This window comes from Nonomuraea fastidiosa (assembly GCF_042751225.1).
Lineage (GTDB): Bacteria > Actinomycetota > Actinomycetes > Streptosporangiales > Streptosporangiaceae > Nonomuraea > Nonomuraea fastidiosa.
This window is the reverse complement of sequence record NZ_CP170570.1, coordinates 1,702,607-1,723,806: the sequence shown is the minus strand read 5'-3', so window position 1 is coordinate 1,723,806 and position 21,200 is coordinate 1,702,607. Positions and strand designations below refer to the sequence as shown.

The 21,200-nt window shown below is 70.2% G+C and carries 16 protein-coding genes and 1 pseudogene; 6 read left to right on the top strand and 11 right to left on the bottom strand.

All coding sequences use genetic code 11. From position 1 onward, the window contains the following. Positions 1 to 9: 9 nt before the first annotated feature. The 5 genes from ACFMQL_RS07735 (at position 10) to ACFMQL_RS07715 (ending at position 4,002) form a co-directional block, all read left to right on the top strand. Positions 10 to 1,068: an ABC transporter ATP-binding protein gene (locus ACFMQL_RS07735; RefSeq protein WP_378785059.1), complete on the top strand. Its 1,059-nt coding sequence runs from the start codon at positions 10 to 12 to the stop codon at positions 1,066 to 1,068. Then, positions 1,061 to 1,741 carry an ABC transporter permease subunit gene (locus ACFMQL_RS07730; RefSeq protein WP_364059210.1) on the top strand — a complete coding sequence of 227 codons (681 nt, stop codon included), beginning with the start codon at positions 1,061 to 1,063 and terminating at the stop codon, positions 1,739 to 1,741. Before ACFMQL_RS07735 ends, ACFMQL_RS07730 begins: the two co-directional genes overlap by 8 nt. Then, positions 1,738 to 2,430, top strand: a complete 693-nt coding sequence (locus tag ACFMQL_RS07725) for an ABC transporter permease (RefSeq protein ID WP_378785057.1) — start codon at positions 1,738 to 1,740, stop codon at positions 2,428 to 2,430. The genes ACFMQL_RS07730 and ACFMQL_RS07725 overlap by 4 nt, the downstream gene beginning before the upstream one ends. Positions 2,431 to 2,468: 38 nt before the next feature. Next, a complete protein-coding gene (locus tag ACFMQL_RS07720) occupies positions 2,469 to 3,395 on the top strand; it encodes an ABC transporter substrate-binding protein (RefSeq protein WP_378785056.1) in 927 nt (308 codons plus the stop codon). A gap of 145 nt (positions 3,396 to 3,540) precedes the next feature. Beyond that, entirely contained in the window at positions 3,541 to 4,002 is a 462-nt protein-coding gene (locus ACFMQL_RS07715; protein ID WP_378790145.1) for a flavin reductase family protein, read from the top strand. A gap of 88 nt (positions 4,003 to 4,090) precedes the next feature. Here ACFMQL_RS07715 and sppA read toward each other — a convergent pair whose 3' ends face one another. The 7 genes from sppA to ACFMQL_RS07680 all read right to left on the bottom strand — a co-directional run bounded on the left by sppA (position 4,091) and on the right by ACFMQL_RS07680 (position 15,815). Further along, positions 4,091 to 5,788 carry a signal peptide peptidase SppA gene (gene sppA / locus ACFMQL_RS07710; protein WP_364059201.1) on the bottom strand — a complete coding sequence of 566 codons (1,698 nt, stop codon included), beginning with the start codon at positions 5,786 to 5,788 and terminating at the stop codon, positions 4,091 to 4,093. A 332-nt stretch (positions 5,789 to 6,120) separates the two neighbouring features. Beyond that, complete coding sequence (locus ACFMQL_RS07705; protein WP_364059198.1) at positions 6,121 to 7,470, bottom strand: S8 family serine peptidase; 1,350 nt, start codon at positions 7,468 to 7,470, stop codon at positions 6,121 to 6,123. 167 nt (positions 7,471 to 7,637) lie between these two features. Then, a complete protein-coding gene (locus tag ACFMQL_RS07700) occupies positions 7,638 to 9,029 on the bottom strand; it encodes a S8 family serine peptidase (RefSeq protein ID WP_364059195.1) in 1,392 nt (463 codons plus the stop codon). A gap of 193 nt (positions 9,030 to 9,222) precedes the next feature. Further along, positions 9,223 to 11,250 carry a S8 family serine peptidase gene (locus ACFMQL_RS07695; protein ID WP_364059193.1) on the bottom strand — a complete coding sequence of 676 codons (2,028 nt, stop codon included), beginning with the start codon at positions 11,248 to 11,250 and terminating at the stop codon, positions 9,223 to 9,225. A 99-nt stretch (positions 11,251 to 11,349) separates the two neighbouring features. Then, positions 11,350 to 13,512: a 1,4-alpha-glucan branching protein GlgB gene (glgB, locus tag ACFMQL_RS07690; protein ID WP_364059190.1), complete on the bottom strand. Its 2,163-nt coding sequence runs from the start codon at positions 13,510 to 13,512 to the stop codon at positions 11,350 to 11,352. 104 nt (positions 13,513 to 13,616) lie between these two features. Next, positions 13,617 to 14,540 (bottom strand): tetratricopeptide repeat protein, encoded by a 924-nt coding sequence (locus ACFMQL_RS07685; RefSeq protein ID WP_378785055.1) that lies wholly within the window; start codon positions 14,538 to 14,540, stop codon positions 13,617 to 13,619. A gap of 360 nt (positions 14,541 to 14,900) precedes the next feature. Next, positions 14,901 to 15,815, bottom strand: a complete 915-nt coding sequence (locus ACFMQL_RS07680; RefSeq protein WP_378785054.1) for a BTAD domain-containing putative transcriptional regulator — start codon at positions 15,813 to 15,815, stop codon at positions 14,901 to 14,903. A 38-nt stretch (positions 15,816 to 15,853) separates the two neighbouring features. Between ACFMQL_RS07680 and ACFMQL_RS07675 the strand changes: the two genes are divergently transcribed. Continuing rightward, entirely contained in the window at positions 15,854 to 15,976 is a 123-nt protein-coding gene (locus tag ACFMQL_RS07675) for a hypothetical protein (protein ID WP_364059182.1), read from the top strand. Positions 15,977 to 15,983: 7 nt separating this feature from the next. Here ACFMQL_RS07675 and ACFMQL_RS07670 read toward each other — a convergent pair whose 3' ends face one another. The 4 genes and pseudogenes from ACFMQL_RS07670 to ACFMQL_RS07655 form a co-directional block, all read right to left on the bottom strand. Beyond that, positions 15,984 to 16,991, bottom strand: coding sequence for a phosphotransferase (locus ACFMQL_RS07670; RefSeq protein WP_378790144.1), 1,008 nt, complete (start codon positions 16,989 to 16,991; stop codon positions 15,984 to 15,986). Positions 16,992 to 17,114: 123 nt separating this feature from the next. Beyond that, positions 17,115 to 17,314, bottom strand: a pseudogene (locus tag ACFMQL_RS07665) (aminoglycoside phosphotransferase); the annotation flags it as partial. Between the two features lie 3 nt (positions 17,315 to 17,317). Next, a complete protein-coding gene (gene treS / locus ACFMQL_RS07660) occupies positions 17,318 to 19,018 on the bottom strand; it encodes a maltose alpha-D-glucosyltransferase (protein ID WP_364059176.1) in 1,701 nt (566 codons plus the stop codon). Between the two features lie 72 nt (positions 19,019 to 19,090). Beyond that, positions 19,091 to 21,163: an alpha-1,4-glucan--maltose-1-phosphate maltosyltransferase gene (locus ACFMQL_RS07655; RefSeq protein ID WP_364059174.1), complete on the bottom strand. Its 2,073-nt coding sequence runs from the start codon at positions 21,161 to 21,163 to the stop codon at positions 19,091 to 19,093. Between the last annotated feature and the right edge of the window lie 37 nt (positions 21,164 to 21,200).

The following is a 21,200-nucleotide window of genomic DNA, read 5'->3' as shown; positions in this document are numbered from 1 at the left end:
AGTTCGCGCGTGATCACATTCGAGTCTGTCACCAAGCGCTATCCAGACGGCACCGTCGCCGTCGATCATCTCGACCTTGAGGCGCCCACGGGCGAGATCACCGTACTCGTCGGCCCGTCGGGCTGCGGAAAGACCACCTCACTCCGGATGATCAACCGGATGATCGACGCCTCGGAGGGCCGCATCCTCCTCGACGGCGTCCCCGTCCAGGGCATCGACCCGCCAACGCTGCGGCGCGGCATCGGCTACGTCATCCAGCAGGCCGGTCTCTTCCCGCACAGGAAGATCGTCGACAACATCGCCACCGTCCCCTACCTGCTCGGCTGGGACCGCAAGAAGGCCCGGTCGCGGGCCATGGAGCTGCTCGAACGCGTCGGGCTCGACGCAGCGCTCGGCCAGCGCTACCCGTTCCAGCTCTCCGGCGGCCAGCAGCAGCGCGTGGGCGTGGCCAGGGCGCTGGCGGCCGACCCGCCGGTGCTGCTCATGGACGAGCCGTTCAGCGCCGTCGACCCGATCGTCCGCACGAGCCTGCAGGACGGGCTGCTGCGGCTGCAGAGCGAGCTGAACAAGACGATCGTGTTCGTCACGCACGACATCGACGAGGCCATCAAGCTCGGCGACCGGGTGGCGGTGATGCGGGTGGGCGGCAAGCTGGCCCAGCTCGCCGACCCTAAGACGCTGCTCGCCCAGCCCGCCGACGACTTCGTGCAGGAGTTCCTGGGGCGCGACCGGGGCATCAGGCGGCTGCAGTTCGTCTCCACGGAGGGGCTGCGGCTGCGTACGGACCTGACCGTGCCTGAGGGGTCCTCGGCCGTCTCCCCCGAGCCGTGGGTGCTGGTCGTGACCGGCGACGGCCGGCCGGTGGGCTGGCGCACCGGCGAGCCGGGCGGGAAGCTGGAGCCGTACGGCGCCTACCGCCACGGCCGCGACAGCATGCGGGCCGCGCTCGACGCCGCGCTGCTGTCGCCGTCCGGCAACGCGGTGGCGCTCGGCGAGGACGGCAAGGTCGTGGGCGTGGCCAGCCGGCAGGCCCTCGACGAGGCGCTGGCGGAGGCCGCAGATGGGTGACGGCCCTCCCTCGCTATGGGAGTGGATCGGGCGTAACTGGGACACCGGACGGGTCGACAGCATCCGCAACCTGCTGACCGACCACCTCGTGATGTCGTTCATGCCGATCCTGCTCGCGCTGATCGTGTCGGTGCCGCTCGGCCTGGCCTGCGCGCGCTGGCGCTGGCTCTATCAGCCCACGTCAGGGCTGATGAACGTGGTGTACGCGCTGCCGTCGCTGCCGGTCTTCATGCTGCTGATCTCGGTGACCGGCCTGTCGCAGACCACGGTGATCATCCCGCTGGCCTTCTACGGCACGGCGGTGCTGCTCCCGGCCGTGGTCGACGGGCTCGACTCGGTGCCCGACCACGTACGCCAGTCGGCGATCGCCATGGGCTACACCCCGCTGCGCCGGCTGCTCGCGGTCGAGCTGCCGATCGCCATCCCGGTGGTGCTGGCCGGGCTGCGGGTGGTCGCGGTCTCCAGCATCAGCCTGGTCAGCGTGGGCGCGCTGATCGGGCAGGGCGGGCTCGGCGGGCTGTTCACCCGCGCCTACCAGAACCCGTTCATGCCGCCGGTGATCGTCGGCATCGTGCTCATCGTGGCGCTCGCGCTGGTCGCCGACGGTCTGCTCGTCCTGGCGCAGCGGCTGCTGACCCCGTGGGTGCGCGCGCGGAAGGGGGCGGCGCCGTGAACTGGCTGACCTCGTTCATCGGCTGGCTCGCCGAGTTCTTCGGCAACCCCGACAACTGGTCGGGCACCGGCGGCATCCCCGCCCGCCTGCTCGAACACCTGGAGTTCTCGGCGCTTGCGCTGGTGCTCGCGGTGCTGATCGCGGTGCCGCTCGGCCTGCTCATCGGCCACACCGGGCGGGGTGCGCTGCTGGTCGTCGTCTCGGCGAACCTGGCCAGGGCGCTGCCCACGCTGGGGCTGCTGGTGATGTTCGTGCTGCTGCTCGGCACCAGCTCGATCTGGCCGGTGATCATCCCGCTGGTGCTGCTGTCGGTGCCGCCGATCCTCGTCAACACCTTCGAGGGGATCAGGGGCGTCGATCCCGAGCTGCGCGACGCCGCGTACGGGATGGGGCTGCGCGGCGGGCAGGTGCTCGGACGGGTGCTGGTGCCGGTGGCGCTGCCGCTGATCCTGCTGGGCTGCCGCCTGTCGGCCATCCAGGTCGTGGCCACCACCACGGTCGCCGCCTATACGGGGCTCGGCGGGCTCGGCCGCTACGTCATCGACGGTTTCGCGACCAAGGATTACGCGAGCGTCGTCGGTGGTTCCGTACTGATTGTGCTGTTCGCGCTCGTCGTGCAGGCTCTGTTCGCCCTCGCCCAGAGGGTGGCGGTCTCTCCGGGGGTGAGCCGGCGCCTCAAGGTTCGCTAGGTTTTGCTGTATAACCTCCCGCTAAGAAGGGAAAAGTCATGAGACGCACGTACGGCATCGCGGGGGTCCTCCTGTCGGCGATGCTCGCACTGGCCGCCTGCGGTGGGGGTGGATCCACCGGGAGCAACCCGCTCGAGACGACGAGCGCGGCACCCTCCGGCTCGGCTTCCGGTGCGGGAGGCAAGGCGATCATCGGCTCCTTCGACTTCGACGAGAGCGTGCTGCTCGCCTCCATCTACGCCCAGGCTCTGGAGGCCAAGGGCGTGCAGGTGGAGGAGAAGCCCCGCATCGGCAGCCGTGAAGTCGTCTTCGACCAGGTCAAGAGCGGCGGCCTGACGATCGTCCCCGAGTACAACGGCAACCTGCTCGCCTACATCGACGTCAAGGACACCTCGGTGACCACCGAGGAGGTGGACGCGGCGCTCAAGCAGAAGCTGCCGCCCGAGCTGGAGGTGCTCGACTCCTCGCCCGCCGAGGACAAGGACAGCCTGTCGGTCACCAAGGAGACCCAGGACAAGCAGGGTCTCAAGACCATCGAGGACCTCGCCAAGGTCTCGAAGGACATGGTGCTGGGGGCTCCGCCCGAGTTCAAAAAGCGCTGGGAGACCCGCTTCAAGGAGGTCTACGGGCTGGAGTTCAAGGAGTGGAAGCCCACGGGCCCCACCACGGCCGACGCGCTCAAGGACGGCTCGATCCAGGTCGGCAACGTCTTCACCACCGACCCCAAGATGACGACCAACAATCTGGTAGCGCTCGAGGACACCAAGAACGTCTTCGCCGCCCAGAACGTGATCCCGCTGCTGCACAAGGCGTCCGCCGACGACACCGTCAGGACCACGCTCAACGGCATCTCGGCCAAGCTCACCACCGACGCGCTGCTGCAGATGATGCAGAAGATCTCCGTCAACAAGGACGAGCCCGCTACTGTTGCCAAGGAATGGCTGACCAGCAACGGCCTCGTCTGAGCGCCGCCATCCGCGCCGAGGGCCTCCGCCCGTGCGGAGGCCCGGCCGTGGCGTGCCGCCCTTACGGCCACCGGAGCCCTTCCGGCCGGGGAAACGCGTTCGACCTGTGGAGCCCGTCGCGGTGACCGAGCTGTTCACCGAGGCGATGGCCCAGCTCGCGGCCGGCGTGGCGGTGGTGACCGCCCGCGAGGGGCGCGACGACATCGGCACCACCGTCTCGACGCTGATGTCCGTCTCGCTGGAGCCGCCGCTGGTGCTGGTGAGCCTGGCCGGCAAGGGCTACCTCAACGAGGTGCTGCTCCGGCAGGACCGCTGGGCCGCCTCCCTGCTGTCGTCCGATCAGACGGCCGTCGCCAGCCGCTTCGCCGCCGCGGGACGGCCGAGCGCCCGCCTGCTCGTCGCCGGCACCCCGCACCACCGTGGGCCGCACACGGAGGCGCTGGTGATCGAGGGCGGGGTGGCCGCCATCGAGGCCGAGACCACCAAGGTCGTCGTGGCCGGCGACCACACGATCTTCATCGCGGCCGTGCTCGCCGTCGATTACGTCGACGCGCGCCGGCAGCCGCTGGTCCGGCTGCGCAGCCGCTACCGCACCATCGCCACCTGAGCCCCGGCCTCAGCGCGCGGGCCCGCCGCCGTTCGTGAGGCGACGTACCGCCTCCGCGCCGCGCCCCGCTGTCCGGTCCGCCGCGAGGTCAGCGGATGCGATACCAGGACGGCAGCAGCAGCGGGCCGCCCGCGGGCAGGCCCAGCTCCGCCGACAGCCGCGCCAGCGGACCCCACGCGTCGAGCCGGATCCTGGCCAGCGCCGCCGCCTTGTCCTCGCTGGACTCGGGGCCGCGCAGCCGTTCGAGCGGGTTGAGCCGGGGATAGGTGCGTACGGGCGCGTCCTCGGCCAGCCCCACCCGCTTCCTGGCCAGCGCCAGCGCGTCCTCAAGCCCGCCGAGCTCGTCCACCAGCCCGTTGGCGTGCGCGTCGGCGCCCGTCCAGACCCGGCCCTTGGCCAGCTCGTGCGTACGCTCGCGGCTGAGGTCGCGGCTCTTGGCGACCTTGTTCACGAAGTCGTCGTAGATGCGGTCGAGCCAGGCGTTCACCCGCTCCCACTGCTCGGGCGAGAAACCCCTGGTGAGGGAGAACATGCCGGCGTTGGCGCCCTCGGCGAGCAGCTCAGAGTTGACCCCGGCCTTCTCCATCAGCTCCGACAGCACCGGCTTGCCGCCGTAGACGCCGATCGAGCCCGTCAGCGTGCCCGGCTGTGCCATGATCACGTCGGCCGCCATCGACACGAAGTAGCCGCCGGAGGCCGCGAAGTCGCCCATCGAGACGATCACCGGCTTGACCTTGCTGGTCAGCGCCACCTCGCGCCAGATCGTGTCGCTGGCGACGTACGAGCCGCCGGGGCTGTCCACCCGGAACACCACGGCCTTGATGTGCTCGTCACGGCGGGCGGCGCGCAGCGAGGCGGAGATCGTGTCGGAGCCCATCGCGCCGCCGCCGCCGAGCGGGCTGCGGCCGCTGCGCCCGGTCTTGATCAGGCCGCTGCCGTGGACGAGCGCGATGCCGTCGGCCATGGGCTGCGGCAGCTTGCGCACGTTGGCGGCCTTGGCGTAGCGGGCCAGGTACAGCAGGTGCGCGTCCTCGCCCGCGGCGCGCTTCAGCTCGTCGTAGACCTCGTCGCGGTAGGCCAGCTCGTCGACCAGCCCCGCCTCCTGCGCCTCCGAGGCGATGAACGGCCCCTGGTCGATCAGCTCGCGCACCTTCTCCGGGTCGAGCCTGCGGCCGTCGGCGATGCCCGCCACGACCGTCTCGGTCAGCGACTCCAGCAGGCGGGCCGCGGACTCGCGGTGCGCGTCCGTCATGCGGTCCTCGGTGAAGGTGTTCATCGCCGTCTTGTACTCGTGGCGCTGGCCCACCTCGTAACCGACGCCGAGCTTGGTCAGCGCGCCCTTCACGAAGCGCTGCTCCATGGCGAGGCCGGTCAGCCCGACGTCGCCGCTCGGCTGGAGGTAGAGGCGCTCGAAGGCGGTGGCGAGGTAGTAGGGGATGGTGCCGCCGCTGAACTCGCCGAACGTCTCGGCGTACGCGACGGTCAGCTTGCCCGCCGCCCGGAACCGGATCACCGCCTGGCGCAGCTCCTGGACCATGGCGAACCCCAGCGGGTTGCCGCCGATCTTCACGACCAGTGCCTTGACCCGTGGGTCCTGGCGGGCCCGCTTGAGCCCGGACAGGACGTCGGCCAGGCGCGGCTTGCGCATGGACAGCACCGCGGCGAGCGGGTCGGCCGGCGGGCCCTCGGTGAGGCCCTCGGTCAGATCGAGCTCCAGCACCAGCGGGGCGGTGCGCCGCTGGCGAAGCTTGCCGACGGTATCGAAGATCGCCTTGCCTGCGTCCATAGAAGCCACCCTAAGCGACACAATTCGAAAAGCACGCCTTTGCCGGAACAGGGGTTCCCGGACGCGCGTGACGGCAGGTCAGCGGCCTCGCATCCGCTCTCAGCGAAAGGTCGGTCATTCAGAGAGGTGATGACGACCTTGCCCGCCGCGCGCCCCTCCTCCAGCTCGCGCATCCTGGCCCGCGCGAGAGAGCGGAAGGTCGCGCCCAGCGTGAAGACGGAGAGCACGACGCTGAACGCGCCGGCGCCATCGATGGGCCGCAAACGCGCATCGGCCGGGCCCGTGGTGCCGGGCCCGGCCGATGACTCGCTACTTCAAGGGATCAGGCGGGGTCAGCGCAGCGCCGCCCAGACGTTGATCCGAGGCGTGGTCACCTGCGCGCCGCCGCTGTCGTACGTGATCGGCTTGCCGGTGCTCTTGAGCGCGTTGAGCAGCGTGTCGGCCGACGACCACGTGTCCTTCTGGCGCAGGAGGGCAAAGGCGCCGGCCACGTGCGGGGCGGCCATGGAGGTGCCGCTGAGGGTCGCGTACGCGTTGCCCGCGATGGCGCCCGTGATGCTCGCGCCCGGCGCGAACACGTCGAGCAGCGTGCCGCGGTTGGAGAAGGAGGCGACCGCGTCCTGCTTGTCGGTGGCGCCGACGGTCACGACGGAGGAGACGCAGGCAGGCCAGGAGACGCCCGCCTGGTTGCCCTCGTTGCCGGCCGCGACCACGGTGGGCACGCCCTTGGCGAGGAGCTTGTCCGCCTCGGCCTTGAAGTCCGCGCCGTCGCCCTCGTCGCAGTTGGAGGTGTACGCGCCGCCGCCGAGGCTGAGGTTGACGGAGGCGATGCGGTACTCGTGGGCCAGCAGCTCGGCGTAGGCCATGCCGGTCAGGATGGAGGAGTCGTAGGCGAGGATGCAGACCGGCTGCCCGTTGCAGTACGGCGAGTCGTCGAAGCGGCTGAACACCTGCACCGCGATGATCTTGGCCTTGGGGGCCACGCCGTCGGCGGGGAAGTCGGCGGTCCGCTGTCCGGCGGCGATGCCGGCGACGTGCGTGCCGTGGTAGCACAGGCCGTACTGCGGCTGCGGCGCGCCGTTCATGCACGCCTCGGTCTCGGCGTTGGCGGCGCCGTCACCGAGCTGGAACTGGCTGCCGCTGGGGCAGAGCGGGCTGGAGCCGTCGGCGGGGTCGGCGGCGGAGAAGCACGCCTGGGCGACGATGCGGTCGCCGAAGGCGGGGTGGTCGTCGTCGATGCCGGTGTCGAGAATGGCGACGGCGCTGCCGTCACCGGTGATGCGGGCGTTGTGCGCCCTGTCGGCCCCGATGAGCGGGACGCTCTCGATCAGGCTGGGCTTGTTCAGCTTGTCCTTGCGGATGGAGACCACGTCGGACTGCTCGGCGATCTTCTCCAGCTCTGCGCGGGTGCCGCGGTAGACGAAGAAGTCGAGCTTGCCGGCGAGCTCTGCGGGCGGCTGCGCCTCGACGTTGCGCCGGTCGCGCTTGACCTGCTCGGCGCTGGACCTGACGGCTTGCACCTTGGCGGGCTGCCGGACGTGCACGATGGCGCGGTGCTCGCCTGCGGCCGTCAGCGCGGGGTCGATTTTGGATTCTGGGTCGGCGTGGGCGGGGGTGGCCACCAGGGCCGCCGATGCGGCTGCTAACGCGATGGCTCCGGCGAACAGAGACGGGAGACGCAAACCGTTCCTCCGGGGTCTCAAGGGAAATTTGTCCACCGAAGTGTATTAATCCGACAACAGATGTCAGAGAGGCGCAAGAGTTCCGTTACCGCTTCTTGTTCTGTCCGACAGCGCGCCGTAGGCATGCGAGCGGGCCGGACCACGAGGGTCCGGCCCGTTGCACCCGCTCAAATCCGGGGATCCCTGCTGGCCTGCGTGGCGGTGGTGGCGCGTTCCAGATCGATTCTGGAGGTGACCACCGGCGTGCCCGCCGCGTCGAACTGGATCGCCCTCCCGGTGTCCCGCAGCCGTTGCAGGTTCTGCGTGACCGTGAACTCCGGGTTGGCCTGCCGCATGATCGCGAACGCCCCCGCGACGTGCGGCGCTGCCATCGAGGTGCCGCTCTTGTTCCCGTACGTGTCGTCCGGCACGGACGAGTTGATGGTCACGCCCGGTGCCAGCAGGTCGAGCAGCGGCCCCCTGTTGGTGAACGTGGCCAGCCGGTCGCTGTCGTCGGTGGCCCCGACGGCGACGGCGGTGGAGATGCAGGCCGGCGAGGCGACCCCGTTGGCGGCCCCGCTGTTGCCCGCCGCGACCACGGGTGCCACGCCCAGGCTCACCAGCAGGTCGAACTCCGGCTTGACGGCCGCGGCGTCCGGGTCGGTGTCGCACGCCTCCGAGTACGCGGTGCTGCCGCCGAGGCTCATGTTCACCGCGGCGACGTTGTGCGTCGTGGCCACCCGCGACACGTACTCGAGCGCCAGCTTCTGGTCGGAGGTGTAGCTGAGGAAGCAGGGCGCGGTGGTGCCCCGCAGCATGCAGGTCAGGGCGTTGTCCACCCGGCTGAACACCTGGATGGGCAGCAGCCGCGCCTCGGGGGCGACGCCGCTGGCGGGCGCGCCGGCGGTCATCCTGCCCGCCGCGATGCCGGCCACGTGGGTGCCGTGCGAGCAGGCGTTCTGCCCGTTGACCAGGCACTGCGCGGTCTCGGCGTCGGCCGCGCCCGGCCCGGTCTGGCTGGGCTGGTTGTTGGGGCAGAGGGAGACCGTGCCGTCGGTGGCGCTGGCGGAGGAGAAACAGGCCTCGTCCACGATGCGCCCGGCGAAGAACGGGTGGTCCCGGTCGATGCCGGTGTCGAGTACGGCGATGGTGGTGCCGGTGCCGTTCCAGCCCGCCTGGTTCGCCCGGTCCGAGCGGATCAGCGCGGTGCTGACGTCGAGAAAGGGCATGCTCAGCTCGTCCTTGTAGACCGAGTGGATGCGGTCGTCCTTCTTGAGCTTGTCGAGCGTGCGCCGGTCGACCTCGGCGACGAAGAAGTTCGCCGAGCCGGTCGCCTCGACGACACGGCTGCCATTGGAGGCCTGCTCCAGGTCGGCGGCGACCGCCTGGACGCTCTGGCCTGGTTTGAGCTGGATGATCGAGCGGACCCGGCTCTTGGCCTGCACCTCGGAGGCCAGCGCGGGGCTGATGATCGGATCGCCCGCGTCGGCGGCATTGGCGTGGAGCGTGGGCGCCGCGTAGAGCACGGCTGATGTCACGACCAGCGTCGTCGCGCCGGCCAGCAGAGACCGTAGCCTCACTTGTTCCTCCCGGAGGCTGGAGCCGTGAAGCGCTTCCGGCTCCCGGCTGGTTACAGCCGCTACCTCCCCGCCTGTGACAAGCGTGATGTCAGGGGCGTATGTGATGCAGAGAAACGATGGTGGCTTCTTTACGGCGATTCGGGCGAAGAGCAGAAGGCCGGTGCTCTTCGCCCGGCCTTCTTCCTACATTTAGCTATTTGACGGTTTTCAGGATGCTCTGCGTGGCTTTCTTCAGGGCCTTGGCGGAGGGCTTGCTCTTCATCCGCACCTTCTCCGCCGCCGTCAGCGCCTTGGTGCCGTTCGTGCCGTGCGCCCAGTTGAGCCAGGCCGTGAGCAGCGCGCTGTCCAGCTTCGCCTTGCTGCTTCCGCTCTTGGCCTTCAGCACCCGGTACGCCTTGCCCAGCGACGACGCCTTCGTCAGCTCGGAGAACACCTTGCTCGACTTGGAGATCAGCTTCAGGTAGCAGGTGAGGGTCGCGTCGGTCAGCTTGCCGCTGCTGCGGTGCACCTCGACGGCCCACTCCTTGGCGTCTAGCTTCTTGGCCGCGGTGCCCCGCGTGCACACGGCCGCCGCCTTCGCCGCCGTCGGGCTCGGCGACGCCGTGGCCGTCACGGTCACCGTGACCGTCACCGTGGGCAGCGGCACGGGGCTGGGCGGCGTGGAAGGCTGCGGGTCCGGGTCCGACGGCTGATCGGGCTCCGGCGTGGGGCCGCTGCCGTCGGTCGGGTTCGGCTCCAGCGGGCCGGGCGGCGGCTCGGGCGCCGGGCTCTGCGAGATCGGCGGCTGCGGGGAGGCGCCCGTCAGGGCCGCGGCCAGGTCGAGACGCGGCGTGGTGACCTGCGCGCCGTCCACCTCGTAGGTGTACGGACGGCCGCTGCTCTTCAGCGCCTCGATCAGCTCGGTCATCGGCCGGTCGGGGTACGCCTCGCGCATCAGCGCCAGCGCGCCCGTCACGTGCGGGGTGGACATCGAGGTGCCGCTGTAGGCGATCGTCGCGTCGTCGGGCACCGCCGAGACCACGTCCACGCCCGGCGCGAACAGGTCGAGCAGCGGCCCCCGGTTGGAGAAGTCGGCGATGTGGTCGTCGTTGTCGTTCGCGCCGACCGCCACGGCCGTGGAGACGCAGGCCGGATGCGCCACGCCCGCGTAGTACTCGTTGCCCGCCGCCACCACGGTCGCGATGTTCTTGGCCAGCAGGGCGTCGATCTTCTCCTTGAAGACCGCGCCCTCCTCGACGGTGTCGCAGTTCGTGTCGTACAGCCAGCCGCCCAGGCTCAGGTTGACCGCGGCGATGGGCCGGTCGAGGGTCAGGTTCGCCACGTAGTCGAGGGCCTGGCGCAGCGACGACTCGTACGCAAGCAGGCACGCCGGCTCGCCGCACAGGTCCTCGTCGTCGATCCGGCTGAACACCTGCACCGCCACGATGCCCGCGCCGGGCGCGACACCGCCGGTGCCGGCCGCGATGCCCGCGACGTGCGAGCCGTGGTCGCACATGTTCACCGAGCCCGACAGGCAGGCCGGCGTGGTCGCGGCGGCCGCGTCGCCGTCGAGCTGCTGATTCTGGCCGTTCGGGCACAGCGATCGCACGCCCGCGTCCTCGGTGGCCGAGAAGCACGCCTGGGCGAGGATCCGGCCCTGGAACCACGGGTGGTCCACGTCGATGCCGGTGTCGATGATCACCACGGCCTGGCCGGAGCCGATCCTGCCGCTCTGGTGCACCTGGTCGGCGCCGATCAGCGACAGGTTCGGCGCGACCTCGGCCGGGCTGTAGAGGCGGTCGCGGTGGATGGACGAGACGCGCGGGTCCTCGGCCAGCTTGGCCAGCTCCTCGGCGGTGCCCTCCACGACCATGTACGACTGGTTCTGCGGCTGCAGCACCACGTCCACGCTCTCGGACGCCGCCAGCGTCGCGACGGTGGCGTGCGCGCCCGCGTCGGTCAGCTCGACGATGGCCCGCTCGGTGCCGCCGTCGACGCCTAACCCCTCCTCGATCTTCTCCTCGGGAGCCTTGGGCTCCTGAGGCGCCTGAGAGGTCTCCGGCGCCGGCGTCTCCTGAGCTGGCGGCGCCTGCTCCGGTAACGGCTCAGGCTGCTGCTGCACAGGTGGTGCCTGGGTGACGCCGGGCGTGGGGGCCGGCGTCGGTTCGTCGGCGTACGCCGGGCCCGCGAGCGGCAGCAGGGCCAGCGCGATCGAGCTCACGAACAAGGGGCGGAATCGCACGCGTCCTCCGAGAGGGGATGATCTCGGAGTTTAGGGTGATTTTCCGGGCGGGCACAGGCCCCCGCCGCGCTTTCTCACCGAACTTTCAGCGTGCGTCACTCATTCGTTCAGCTCCGGGCCGGGGTGGGTGAACCACACCGCGCCGAGCGGCGGCACCCGCAGCGTCGTCGAGTACGGCAGGCCGTGCCACGGCTCGCCGTCGGCCTCGACCGCACCGAGGTTGCCCACGCCGCTGCCCCAGTAGTCGTAGGCGTCGGTGTTGATCGTCTCGGTCCAGCGGCCCGCGTACGGCAGGCCCAGCCGGTAGTGCTCGTGCGGCCCGCCGCTGAAGTTCACCACGCACGCCAGCGCGGACCCGTCGCCCGCGTACCGGACGAACGAGAATGTGTTGCCCGAGGCGTCGTCGGCGTCGATCCACCGGAAGCCCTCGGGCTTGGTGTCCTGCTCCCACAGCGCCGGGGTGTCGCGGTAGATCCGGTTGAGGTCGCGTACCAGCCGCTGCACGCCCTGGTGGCCGTCGAACTCCAGCACCCACCAGTCGAGCCCGCGGCTCTCCGACCACTCCGAGCCCTGGCCGAACTCGCCGCCCATGAACAGCAGCTGCTTGCCGGGATGCGCCCACATGAACGCGAGCAGCGCCCGGAGCTGCGCGAACCGCTGCCACTCGTCGCCCGGCATCTTCGCCAGCAGCGAGCCCTTGCCGTGCACGACCTCGTCGTGGGAGAGCGGCAGCACGTAGTTCTCGGAGTAGGCGTACAGCAGCGAGAACGTCATCTGGTGATGGTGGTACTGGCGGAAGATCGGCTCGTGGCGCAGGTATTCGAGCGTGTCGTGCATCCAGCCCATGTTCCACTTGAAGCCGAACCCCAGGCCGCCGAGGTGCACCGGCCGCGAGACCCCAGGCCAGGCCGTCGACTCCTCCGCCACCGTCGAGATGCCGGGCGCCTCGCGGTAGCAGACCGCGTTCATCTCCTTCAGGAACTCGACCGCGTCGAGGTTCTCCCTGCCGCCGAAGACGTTCGGCGTCCACTCGCCCTCGCGCCGCGAGTAGTCGAGGTAGAGCATCGAGGCCACCGCGTCCACCCGCAGGCCGTCGATGTGGAACTCCTTCAGCCAGAACAGCGCGTTGGCCACCAGGAAGTTGCGCACCTCCCTGCGGCCGAAGTCGAAGACGTACGTGCCCCAGTCGGGGTGCTCGCCCCTGGCCGGGTCGGCGTGCTCGTACAGCGGGGTGCCGTCGAAGCGGGCCAGCGCCCAGTCGTCCATCGGGAAGTGCGCGGGCACCCAGTCGAGCAGCACGCCGATGCCGCGCTGGTGCATGACGTCGACGAAGTGGCGGAACTCGTCGGGCGTGCCGAACCTGGCCGTCGGCGCGTAGTAGGAGGTCACCTGGTAGCCCCACGAGCCGCCGAACGGGTGCTCGGCCACCGGCAGCAGCTCCACGTGGGTGAAGCCCATGTCCACGACGTACTCGGAGAGCTGGTCGGCGAGCTCCACGTACGACAGGCCGGGCCGCCACGAGCCCAGGTGCACCTCGTAGACGCTCATCGGCTCTTGCTGCGGCTGCTTCTCGCGCCTGGCGACCATCCAGGCGTCGTCCTGCCAGCTGTAGTCGGACTTGTCGATCACCGAGGCGGTCATCGGCGGCACCTCGGTGCGCCGCGCCATCGGGTCGGCCTTCTCCCGCCACACGCCGTCGGCGCCCAGGATCTGGTACTTGTACCGCTCACCGGCCCCGAGGCCCGGGATGAACAGCTCCCACACGCCGGAACGGCCCAGCGAGCGCATCGGGTAGGCGGTGCCGTCCCAGTGGTTGAAGTCGCCGATCACGCGGATGCCGCGCGCGTTGGGCGCCCAGACGGCGAACGCCGTGCCCTCGACGTCCTCATGCTTCATCACGCGCGCGCCGAGCGCCTCCCACAGCCGTTCGTGCCGGCCCTCGCTGATGAGGTGCAGGTCCACCTCGCCGAGCGTCGGCCAGTGCCGGTACGGGTCGCGCATCTCGTACGGCTCCGCGCCCGGATATTTCACGCTCAACGTGTACGTGGGCACCTTGTCCAGGCCCGGCACCGTCACCTCGAAGACGCCGTGCGCCTGGTGCTTCATGTCGTGGGCAGAGCCGTCCTCCAGCACCACCCGCACGCGCTCGGCGAGCGGGCGCAGCGCGCGGAACACCACCCCGCCGTCTACGGGGTGCGCTCCGAGCACGGAGTGCGGATCGTGGTGCGCGCCGCCTGCGAGGCGGTCGAGCTCTGTCCTCATCGGCATGCTCCCAACCCTGCCCTAAGTTGACCGTTCATCCCAGGCACTGCCCGCTTTCACCCCGACAATCACTGCAAGTGCGGAAACCGGGGTTGTTCTTGGGTTTAGACAAAAGGTGCACCAGGGATGCTTTCCGGCGATGCGCTCTTAACGGCGGCCGTGAACGCGTCCTCCAAGCCGTCGTCCGGCCGGCTTTCCTGCGGTGCGGAGTCCTCGGACAGCAGGGCCGCCAGCGACCCGGCGTCTTCGGGCAGGACGCTCGCCAGCGCCTCCTCCAGCGGCGTGACCGCGCCCGCGGCGCACTCGCCCGCGTACTCCTCCTCGCCCAGGGCAGCGCGGACGGCCGCGGCGATGCGGTCCACGTCGCCCCGTTCGCCGGCCGGCAGCGGCGCGCCCACCGACTCCCTGAGCGCGGCGGCCCGGCCGAGCAGCCGCGCCGCCTCCCCGTGACGGCCGCCGAGCGCACGCGCGCCGGCCAGGCCCTCAAGGGCCAGCGCCACCGCACGGGGATCGCCGACCTTGCGCGCCATCGCCAGGCCGCGGAGCTGGAGGTCGAGCGCCTTGGCCGCGGCGCCGCGCTGCTCGGCCACGAACCCCAGCTCGGCCAGGATCAGCGCCGCCCCGGGGTCGCCCGCGACGTCATCGACCCAGCCGAGCCAGGCGCGCAACCGCCGCTCGGCCTCGTCCAGCCTGCCCTGCCTGCGCGCGCTCAGCGCCAGCCCCACCTCGGCGAACTCCTCGGCGGGCCGGTTCGACTGCGCCGCCGCGAGCCGCCTGGCCCGCTCGTGGTACTCGTCGGCCCGCGCGTGGTCGCCGGTGAGCAGCGCGACGCGGCCGAGCCGCGACAGCGCGTCCGGCACCGTGCTCCACAGGCCCAGATCCTCGGCGAAGCGCAGCTGCTCGGCACGCAGCGCCGCCGCGCGTGCGTAGTCGCCGGTGATCTCGGCGAGCGTGCTCGCCGCGCAGCGCGGGCTCCAGGCGTTCGGCCAGCGCGGTGTAGTGGCGCAGGTGCCGCAGCCGCACCTCATCCAGCTCTCCCGCCGCCTCCAGCCGTTCCACGCAGTACGCCGACACCGACTCCAGCAGCCGGTACCGGCCATCCGCCCCGGGGCCCGTCGTCCGGAGGACGAGCGAGCGGTCCACCAGGCGGGCCAGGAGGTCGAGCACGTCGAGGCCCGGTTCCGCGCAGACGTCCTCGGCCGCCTCCAGCGTGCAGCCGTCGGCGTGCACGGCCAGGCGGCGCAGCACCAGCCGTTCCGCGCCGGTCAGCAGCTCCCAGCTCCAGTCGATCATCGCCCGCAGCGTGCGCTGCCTGGCCGGCGCGTCGCGATGCCCGGAGGCGAGCAGCCGGAACCGGTCGTCGAGCCGCTCGGCGAGCTGCCGGGGCGTCAGCGTGCGCATGCGCGTGGCGGCCAGCTCCAGCGCGAGGGGGATGCCGTCCAGCCGCGCGCAGATCTCCACCACGTCGGGATCGGCCTCGCCGCTCGGGCGGGTGCCGAGCGCGGCGCGGGCGGTGAACAACTCGACGGCCGCCTCCAGGTCGAGCGGCGGCACGGCGTACACGGTCTCGCCCTCGATGCGCAGCGGCTCCTGGCCGGTGGCCAGCACGCGCAGCTCCGGTGCGGCCCGCAGCAGCCGCCCGGCCAGCTCGGCGACCTGCTCGATGACGTGCTCGCAGTTGTCCAGCACGAGCAGCGTCGGCCGACCGGCGAGCGCGGCGGGCAGGCGGTCCTGGAGCGCGCCGGGCGCGTCGTCGCGCAGCCCGAGCACGGCGGCGACCGCCTCGGCGACCTCGACAGCTCGACCAGCTCGGGCCCGGGGTCGAGGCCCAGCTCTCCGGCCAGCCGCCTGCGCAGGTCCTGGTAGCCGGCCAGCGCCTCGCCGGGCCGCCCGGCCCCGTACAGGGCGCGGATGTGCGCGGCGCGCAGCCGTTCCCGAAGGGGATGCGCGGCCACCAGGTCGGCCAGCTCGGCGGCCACCAGCGCGTGCTCGCCGAGCCCGAGCCGCGTCTCGGCCAGCTCCTCGTACGCCACCAGCCGCTGCTCGTCCAGCCTGGAGACGGCCGCGAGCGCGAAGGGGGCGCTCGCGAACTCGGCGAAGGCAGGTCCCCGCCACAGGTCGAGCGCCTGACGCAGCAGCGCCGCGCGCTCCTCAAGCCCGGCGGTCCGACGGGCGCGCTGAAGCAGGGAGGCGAACAGCCCGGCGTCCACGGCCTCGGGCTCGGCCAAGAGCGCGTACCCCGGCGGCCGGTACGCCACCAGCTCACGGTCCCCCAGCGCCCGCCGCAGTTGCGACACCTTCACCCGCAGCGCGGCGCCCGCGCGCGTTCCACGAGCAGGGCGTGCGGCCCGACCTGCTGCTGCCGATGCAGGAGATCATGGAGCGCCGCGTGGCGCGCGGCCTGGGGCACGAGGGCCTGTCGGGGCTGGTCGAGGAGCTGGTGGACGAGCCCGCATCGGCGTGACGGCGGCTCACGTGGTGCGCGGGCGGAAGGCGGCCAGCGGGATGGGCAGCCACGTGGGGCGGTTGCGGGCTTCGTACACGACCTCGTAGACCGCCTTGGACAGCTCGAACGCCCGCAGCAGCGCCGCGTCGGCCGGAGTGATCACGCCGCCGCCTTCGGCGTAGCCGTCGAGGAAGGCGGCGCGGTTGCGGTCGGCCCACTCCTGGGCGCGGGGCTCCAGCTTCTCGGCCTCGGAGTGCCCGGCGAGCAGGTGGCGGGCCGCGTAGTCGAACGAGCGCAGCATGCCCGCGACGTCCCGCAGCGGCGAGTAGAGGGCGCGGCGCTCGGCGAGTGGCTGGCCCGGTTCGCCTTCGAAGTCGAGGATCACCCAGTCCGTCGGGGTGCGCATGACCTGCCCCAGATGGAAGTCTCCGTGAACACGTTGCACGGGCACCTCTGTGGTGAGCAGCTCCACCTGGTGGTAGGCGTCCTCAATGACGCTCACATGCTCCCGCAGCTCGGGTACCTCGCCCACGGCCCGGCCCAGCCGCCGCCTGAACCCCTCCGCCATGCGCTTGATCTCGTGGATCTCCACGACGTCCGTGGGGAAGGCGGCGGCCAGCTCGTGGTGCACGCGGGCAGTGGCCATGCCCAGCCGCAGCGCCTCGGCCGCGAAGTCGCCGCCCGCCTCGCCCGCCGGCACCTCGGGCATGGAGGCGTACAGGTCGCGCACGCTGGCCAGCGCGAGGTCCCAGCCGTCGTTGGCGGGTGTGAGGTACTCCTGCATGATCGCGAGTGTGGTGGCGGTGCCGTCGAGATCGGCCTCGATCCACCCGTACGGCTGCGCGATGTGCGGCGCGTTCCTGGCCGCCAGCGCGGTGATGATCTCCAGTTCGGGGTTGACGCCGGGGATGAGCCGACGGAAGAGCTTGCAGATGTAGGAGTCCCCGTACACCAGCGAGGTGTTGGACTGCTCGGCCCCGAGCACGGAGCTGCGGGGCGAGGTGTCGATGACGTGGTCCGGCACGTGCCGCATGCGCAGGCCGCTGCGGGTCTCACCGGCCGCCATGCCCTCGAGCAGCACGTGCATCAGGTCGCTGTCATGCACCGCGTCGTAGAGGTAGGTGTCGCCCGCGGTGCCGATGAGGGCGTGGCTCAGCCGGTCGGGCAGGTCCGTACGCTCGCCCACCAGAAGCTGGTAGCGGTCACGCGAGCCCTCCTGCCAGACCGCGATCACGAGGTGCCGCAGCCCGGGGAGAGCTCGACGTCCGCCTCGATCGACAGCTCGTCGATCGGGCGCCCCTTGCCGCCGAACCAACGCTGACGGCTGATCCATACGGCAAGGAGCTGATCAAGCACGCCCTACTCCTCCTGGGTGATGGCCGGCGGGAGTGTGAACCAATAGAACCCATGCCCGGGAAGCGTCAAAAGATACGGAAGTTCGCCAATCGCCGGGAATGGTACGCCGCCCATCGTCTCCACCGGTGACACCCCCACGAACCTGCGCAGGTCCAGCTCCACCGGCTGCGGGAAGCGTGACAGGTTGTTCACGCACAGCATCCGGTCGTCGCCCAGCTCGCGGACGAACGCGAGCACGCTGGGGTTGGAGGAGTTCAGCTCCGCGTAGCCGCCGAGCCCGAAGACCGGATGCCGCTTGCGGATCTCGATCATCCGGCGGGTCCAGTGCAGCAGCGAGCCCGCGTTCTTCTGCTGGGCCTCGACGTTGATGGCCTGGTAGCCGTAGATCGGGTCCATGATGACCGGCAGGTAGAGCCGGCCGGGGTCGCAGTCGGAGAAGCCGGCGTTGCGGTCGGGGTCCCACTGCATGGGGGTGCGCACGCCGTCGCGGTCGCCGAGCCAGATGTTGTCGCCCATGCCGATCTCGTCGCCGTAGTAGAGCACGGGGGAGCCGGGCAGCGAGAGCAGCAGCGCGGTGAACAGCTCGATCTGGTTGCGGTCGTTCTCCAGCAGGGGCGCGAGGCGGCGGCGGATGCCGACGTTCGCCCGCATGCGGGGGTCTTTGGCGTACTCGGCGTACATGTAGTCGCGCTCTTCGTCCGTGACCATTTCGAGCGTGAGCTCGTCGTGGTTGCGGAGGAAGATCCCCCATTGGCAATTTTCCGGAATTTTCGGCGTTTGAGCCAAAATTTCGGAAATGGGGAAGCGGGACTCCCTGCGGACGGCCATGAAGATCCGCGGCATCAGCGGGAAATGGAAGGCCATGTGGCACTCGTCCCCGCCGTTGACCGGGTCGCCGAAGTACTCCACCACGTCCGACGGCCACTGGTTGGCCTCGGCGAGCAGGACCCGGTCGGGGTAGAGCCGGTCCACCTCGGCGCGGATGCGCTTGAGGTACTGGTGGGTCTTCGGCAGGTTCTCGCAGTTGGTGCCCTCCTCCTCGAAGAGGTACGGCACCGCGTCCAGCCGGAACCCGTCGATGCCCAGGTCCAGCCAGAACCGCAGGACCTCCAGCATGGCCTCCTGCACGGCCGGGTTCTCGTAGTTGAGGTCCGGCTGGTGGTGGAAGAAGCGGTGCCAGTAGTACTGGCCGCGTACGGGGTCGTAGGTCCAGTTGGACGTCTCGGTGTCGATGAAGATGATCCGGGCGTCCTGGTACTTCTCGTCGGTGTCGGACCAGACGTAGAAGTCGCCGTACGGGCCCTCGGGGTCGTGCCGGGACGCCTGGAACCACGGATGCGCGTCGCTGGTGTGGTTCATGACCAGGTCGGCGATGACCCGCATGCCGCGTTTGTGCGCCTCGTCGACCAGCTTCACGAAGTCCCCGAGGTCGCCGAACTCGGGAAGGATCTTCATGAAATCGGAGATGTCGTAACCACCGTCGCGCAGCGGCGATTCATACAGGGGCAGCAGCCACAGACAGTCCACGCCCAGCCACTGCAGGTAGTCGAGCTTGTTGATGAGTCCCCGGATATCGCCGGTCCCGTCGCCGTTGGAGTCGGAGAAACCCCGGATCAGGACCTCGTAGAAGACCGCGCGCTTGTACCAATGGGGGTCGCGCGGTTTCTCCTCGTCAAAGGTGTTGGGAATAGGTGTGAGGCTCATGAGCCGCCTCGCAGGAGGCTCATGAGGGAGGCGCTTTCACACACGTCGAAGACTCCCCGCTGAATTCGGTTCTTACCGTGGCGCGGCTCTTACGGTGAGAATATGGGCAGGCTGGATGTGGGGGTCGAGGCGTACATAGTTGCTCTGCCGCCAGCGGTACGACTCGCCTGACAACTCGTCGTCGACGACGAACTCGGCGTTCCAGTCGAGGCCGAGCGCAGGCAGGTCGAGATCAACAGTCGCCTCGTGGGTGTGGTGTGGATCGAGGTTGACGACCGCTATGACGACGTCGCCCAGACCGTGCCTTCGTGTGGCCGGGTCATAGGCGCCCGGGAGTCGTTTGGAGAAGCAAACGATGTCCGGTGAGTCGACCCTGTGGAACCGTAGATTACGCAATTCTTGAAGCGCGGGATGCGCTCTTCGGAACAAATTCAGATGAGTGATGAAGGGAGCGAGGGTCCGTCCTTCGCGTTCGGCCGCGGCCCAATCGCGCGGTTTGTACTGATATTTTTCGCTATCTAGGTATTCCTCGCTGCCGGGGCGAACCGGCACGTTTTCGTAGAGTTCGTAACCGGAATAGACGCCCCACGTCGGCGAGGCGAGCGCGGCGAGCACGGCCCTGATCTTGAACGCCGGCACCCCGCCGTGCTGCAGGTATTCATGCAGGATGTCCGGAGTGTTCACGAACAGGTTCGGCCGCAGGTAAGCAGAGGTCTCCTTGGCCAGTTCGGTCAAGTAGCTCTCAACATCCCATTTGCTGTTCTTCCACGTGTAATACGTATAAGACTGGTGAAAACCGGTCTTCGCCAGCGTACGCATCATCGCCGGCCGCGTGAACGCCTCGGAGAGGAAGATCACATCAGGGTCGGTGCGGTGCACATCGGCCAGCAGCCGCTCCCAGAACGACACCGGCTTGGTGTGCGGGTTGTCCACCCGGAAGATCCGCACCCCGTGGTCCATCCAGTGCCGCAGCACCCGCTTGACCTCGTTGTAGATCCCCTCGGGGTCCTTGTCGAAGTTGAGCGGGTAGATGTCCTGGTACTTCTTCGGCGGGTTCTCCGCGTACGCGATCGAGCCGTCGGCCCTGATCGTGAACCACTCGGGGTGCTCCTTCACCCACGGGTGGTCCGGTGAGCACTGGAGCGCGAAGTCCAGCGCGATCTCCATGCCCAGCTCCCGCGCACGGGCGACGAACGCGTCGAAGTCCTCGATCGTGCCCAGGTCGGGGTGGACCGCGTCGTGGCCGCCGTCCTCCGAGCCGATCGCCCACGGCGAGCCGGGGTCGTCGGGCTCGGGGCTCAGCGTGTTGTTGCGCCCCTTGCGGAACGTCTTGCCGATCGGATGGATGGGCGGCAGGTAGACGACGTCGAAGCCCATCTTGGCGATCGCGGGCAGCCGCTTGGCGGCCGTCTGGAACGTGCCGGACTTCGACATGCCGTTCTCGCTGACCACGGCGCCTTCCGACCGGGGGAAGAACTCGTACCAGGAGCCGTAGAGCGCCCTGCGCCGGTCCACCCTGATCTTGTGCGACTTCGACCTGGTCACCAGCTCGCGGAACGGATGCGCCTCAAGGAGCGCGGCCGTCTCGGGAAGCTGGGCGATCGACAGCCGGGCCCGCGGGTCGAGGTTCTCATCACGCAGCGTGGCCGAGATCGACAGCAGGGCCGCGCGGTGGCCGCAGGCGCCCTCGCCGGTGCCGTTCTGCCGCTGCCCGCCGTTCTTCACCTCCCCGGCGTTGGGGCAGTCGGCCGGGCGCACGGCCTTGGCCGCCCGCTCGAACAGCCGGGCGCCCTCCTCGCACATGAGGTCCACGTCCATGCCGCGCGGGATCTTGATCTCCGCGTCGTGCAGCCAGGTCGTGATCGGGTCGCTCCACGCCTCGACGCGGAACAGCCAGTCGCCTTCGGCGGGCAGCGAGACCTCGACGCCCCACCGGTCGGTGCCGGGCGCCAGCTCGCGCATCTGTCTCAAACGTCCGCGCTGCCCGTCGGGCGAGGTCAGCACCACGCCCGCCGCGACAGCGTCGTGTCCTTCTCTGAACACGGTCGCCGAGATCTCGAAGGTCTCGCCGGCGACCGCCTTCGCGGGCCACTGCCCGCAGTCGACGACGGGGGAGATGTCCGTGATGGGAATTCGTCCGATCATCGCATTCAGAGGTTTGCGGCGACACTCCCGGTGCCGC

What these genes read in the sequence shown, in the direction of transcription:
- ACFMQL_RS07730 (WP_364059210.1), top strand. Translation starts at nt 1,061, where the DNA reads ATGGGTGACGGCCCTCCCTCGCTATGGGAGTGGATCGGGCGTAACTGG.
- ACFMQL_RS07720 (WP_378785056.1), top strand. Translation starts at nt 2,469, where the DNA reads ATGAGACGCACGTACGGCATCGCGGGGGTCCTCCTGTCGGCGATGCTC.
- ACFMQL_RS07715 (WP_378790145.1), top strand. Translation starts at nt 3,541, where the DNA reads ATGGCCCAGCTCGCGGCCGGCGTGGCGGTGGTGACCGCCCGCGAGGGG.
- sppA (WP_364059201.1), bottom strand. Translation starts at nt 5,788, where the DNA reads ATGGACGCAGGCAAGGCGATCTTCGATACCGTCGGCAAGCTTCGCCAG.
- glgB (WP_364059190.1), bottom strand. Translation starts at nt 13,512, where the DNA reads ATGAGGACAGAGCTCGACCGCCTCGCAGGCGGCGCGCACCACGATCCG.
- ACFMQL_RS07685 (WP_378785055.1), bottom strand. Translation starts at nt 14,540, where the DNA reads ATGAGGTGCGGCTGCGGCACCTGCGCCACTACACCGCGCTGGCCGAAC.
- ACFMQL_RS07670 (WP_378790144.1), bottom strand. Translation starts at nt 16,991, where the DNA reads ATGCGGCACGTGCCGGACCACGTCATCGACACCTCGCCCCGCAGCTCC.
- treS (WP_364059176.1), bottom strand. Translation starts at nt 19,018, where the DNA reads ATGAGCCTCACACCTATTCCCAACACCTTTGACGAGGAGAAACCGCGC.
- ACFMQL_RS07655 (WP_364059174.1), bottom strand. Translation starts at nt 21,163, where the DNA reads ATGATCGGACGAATTCCCATCACGGACATCTCCCCCGTCGTCGACTGC.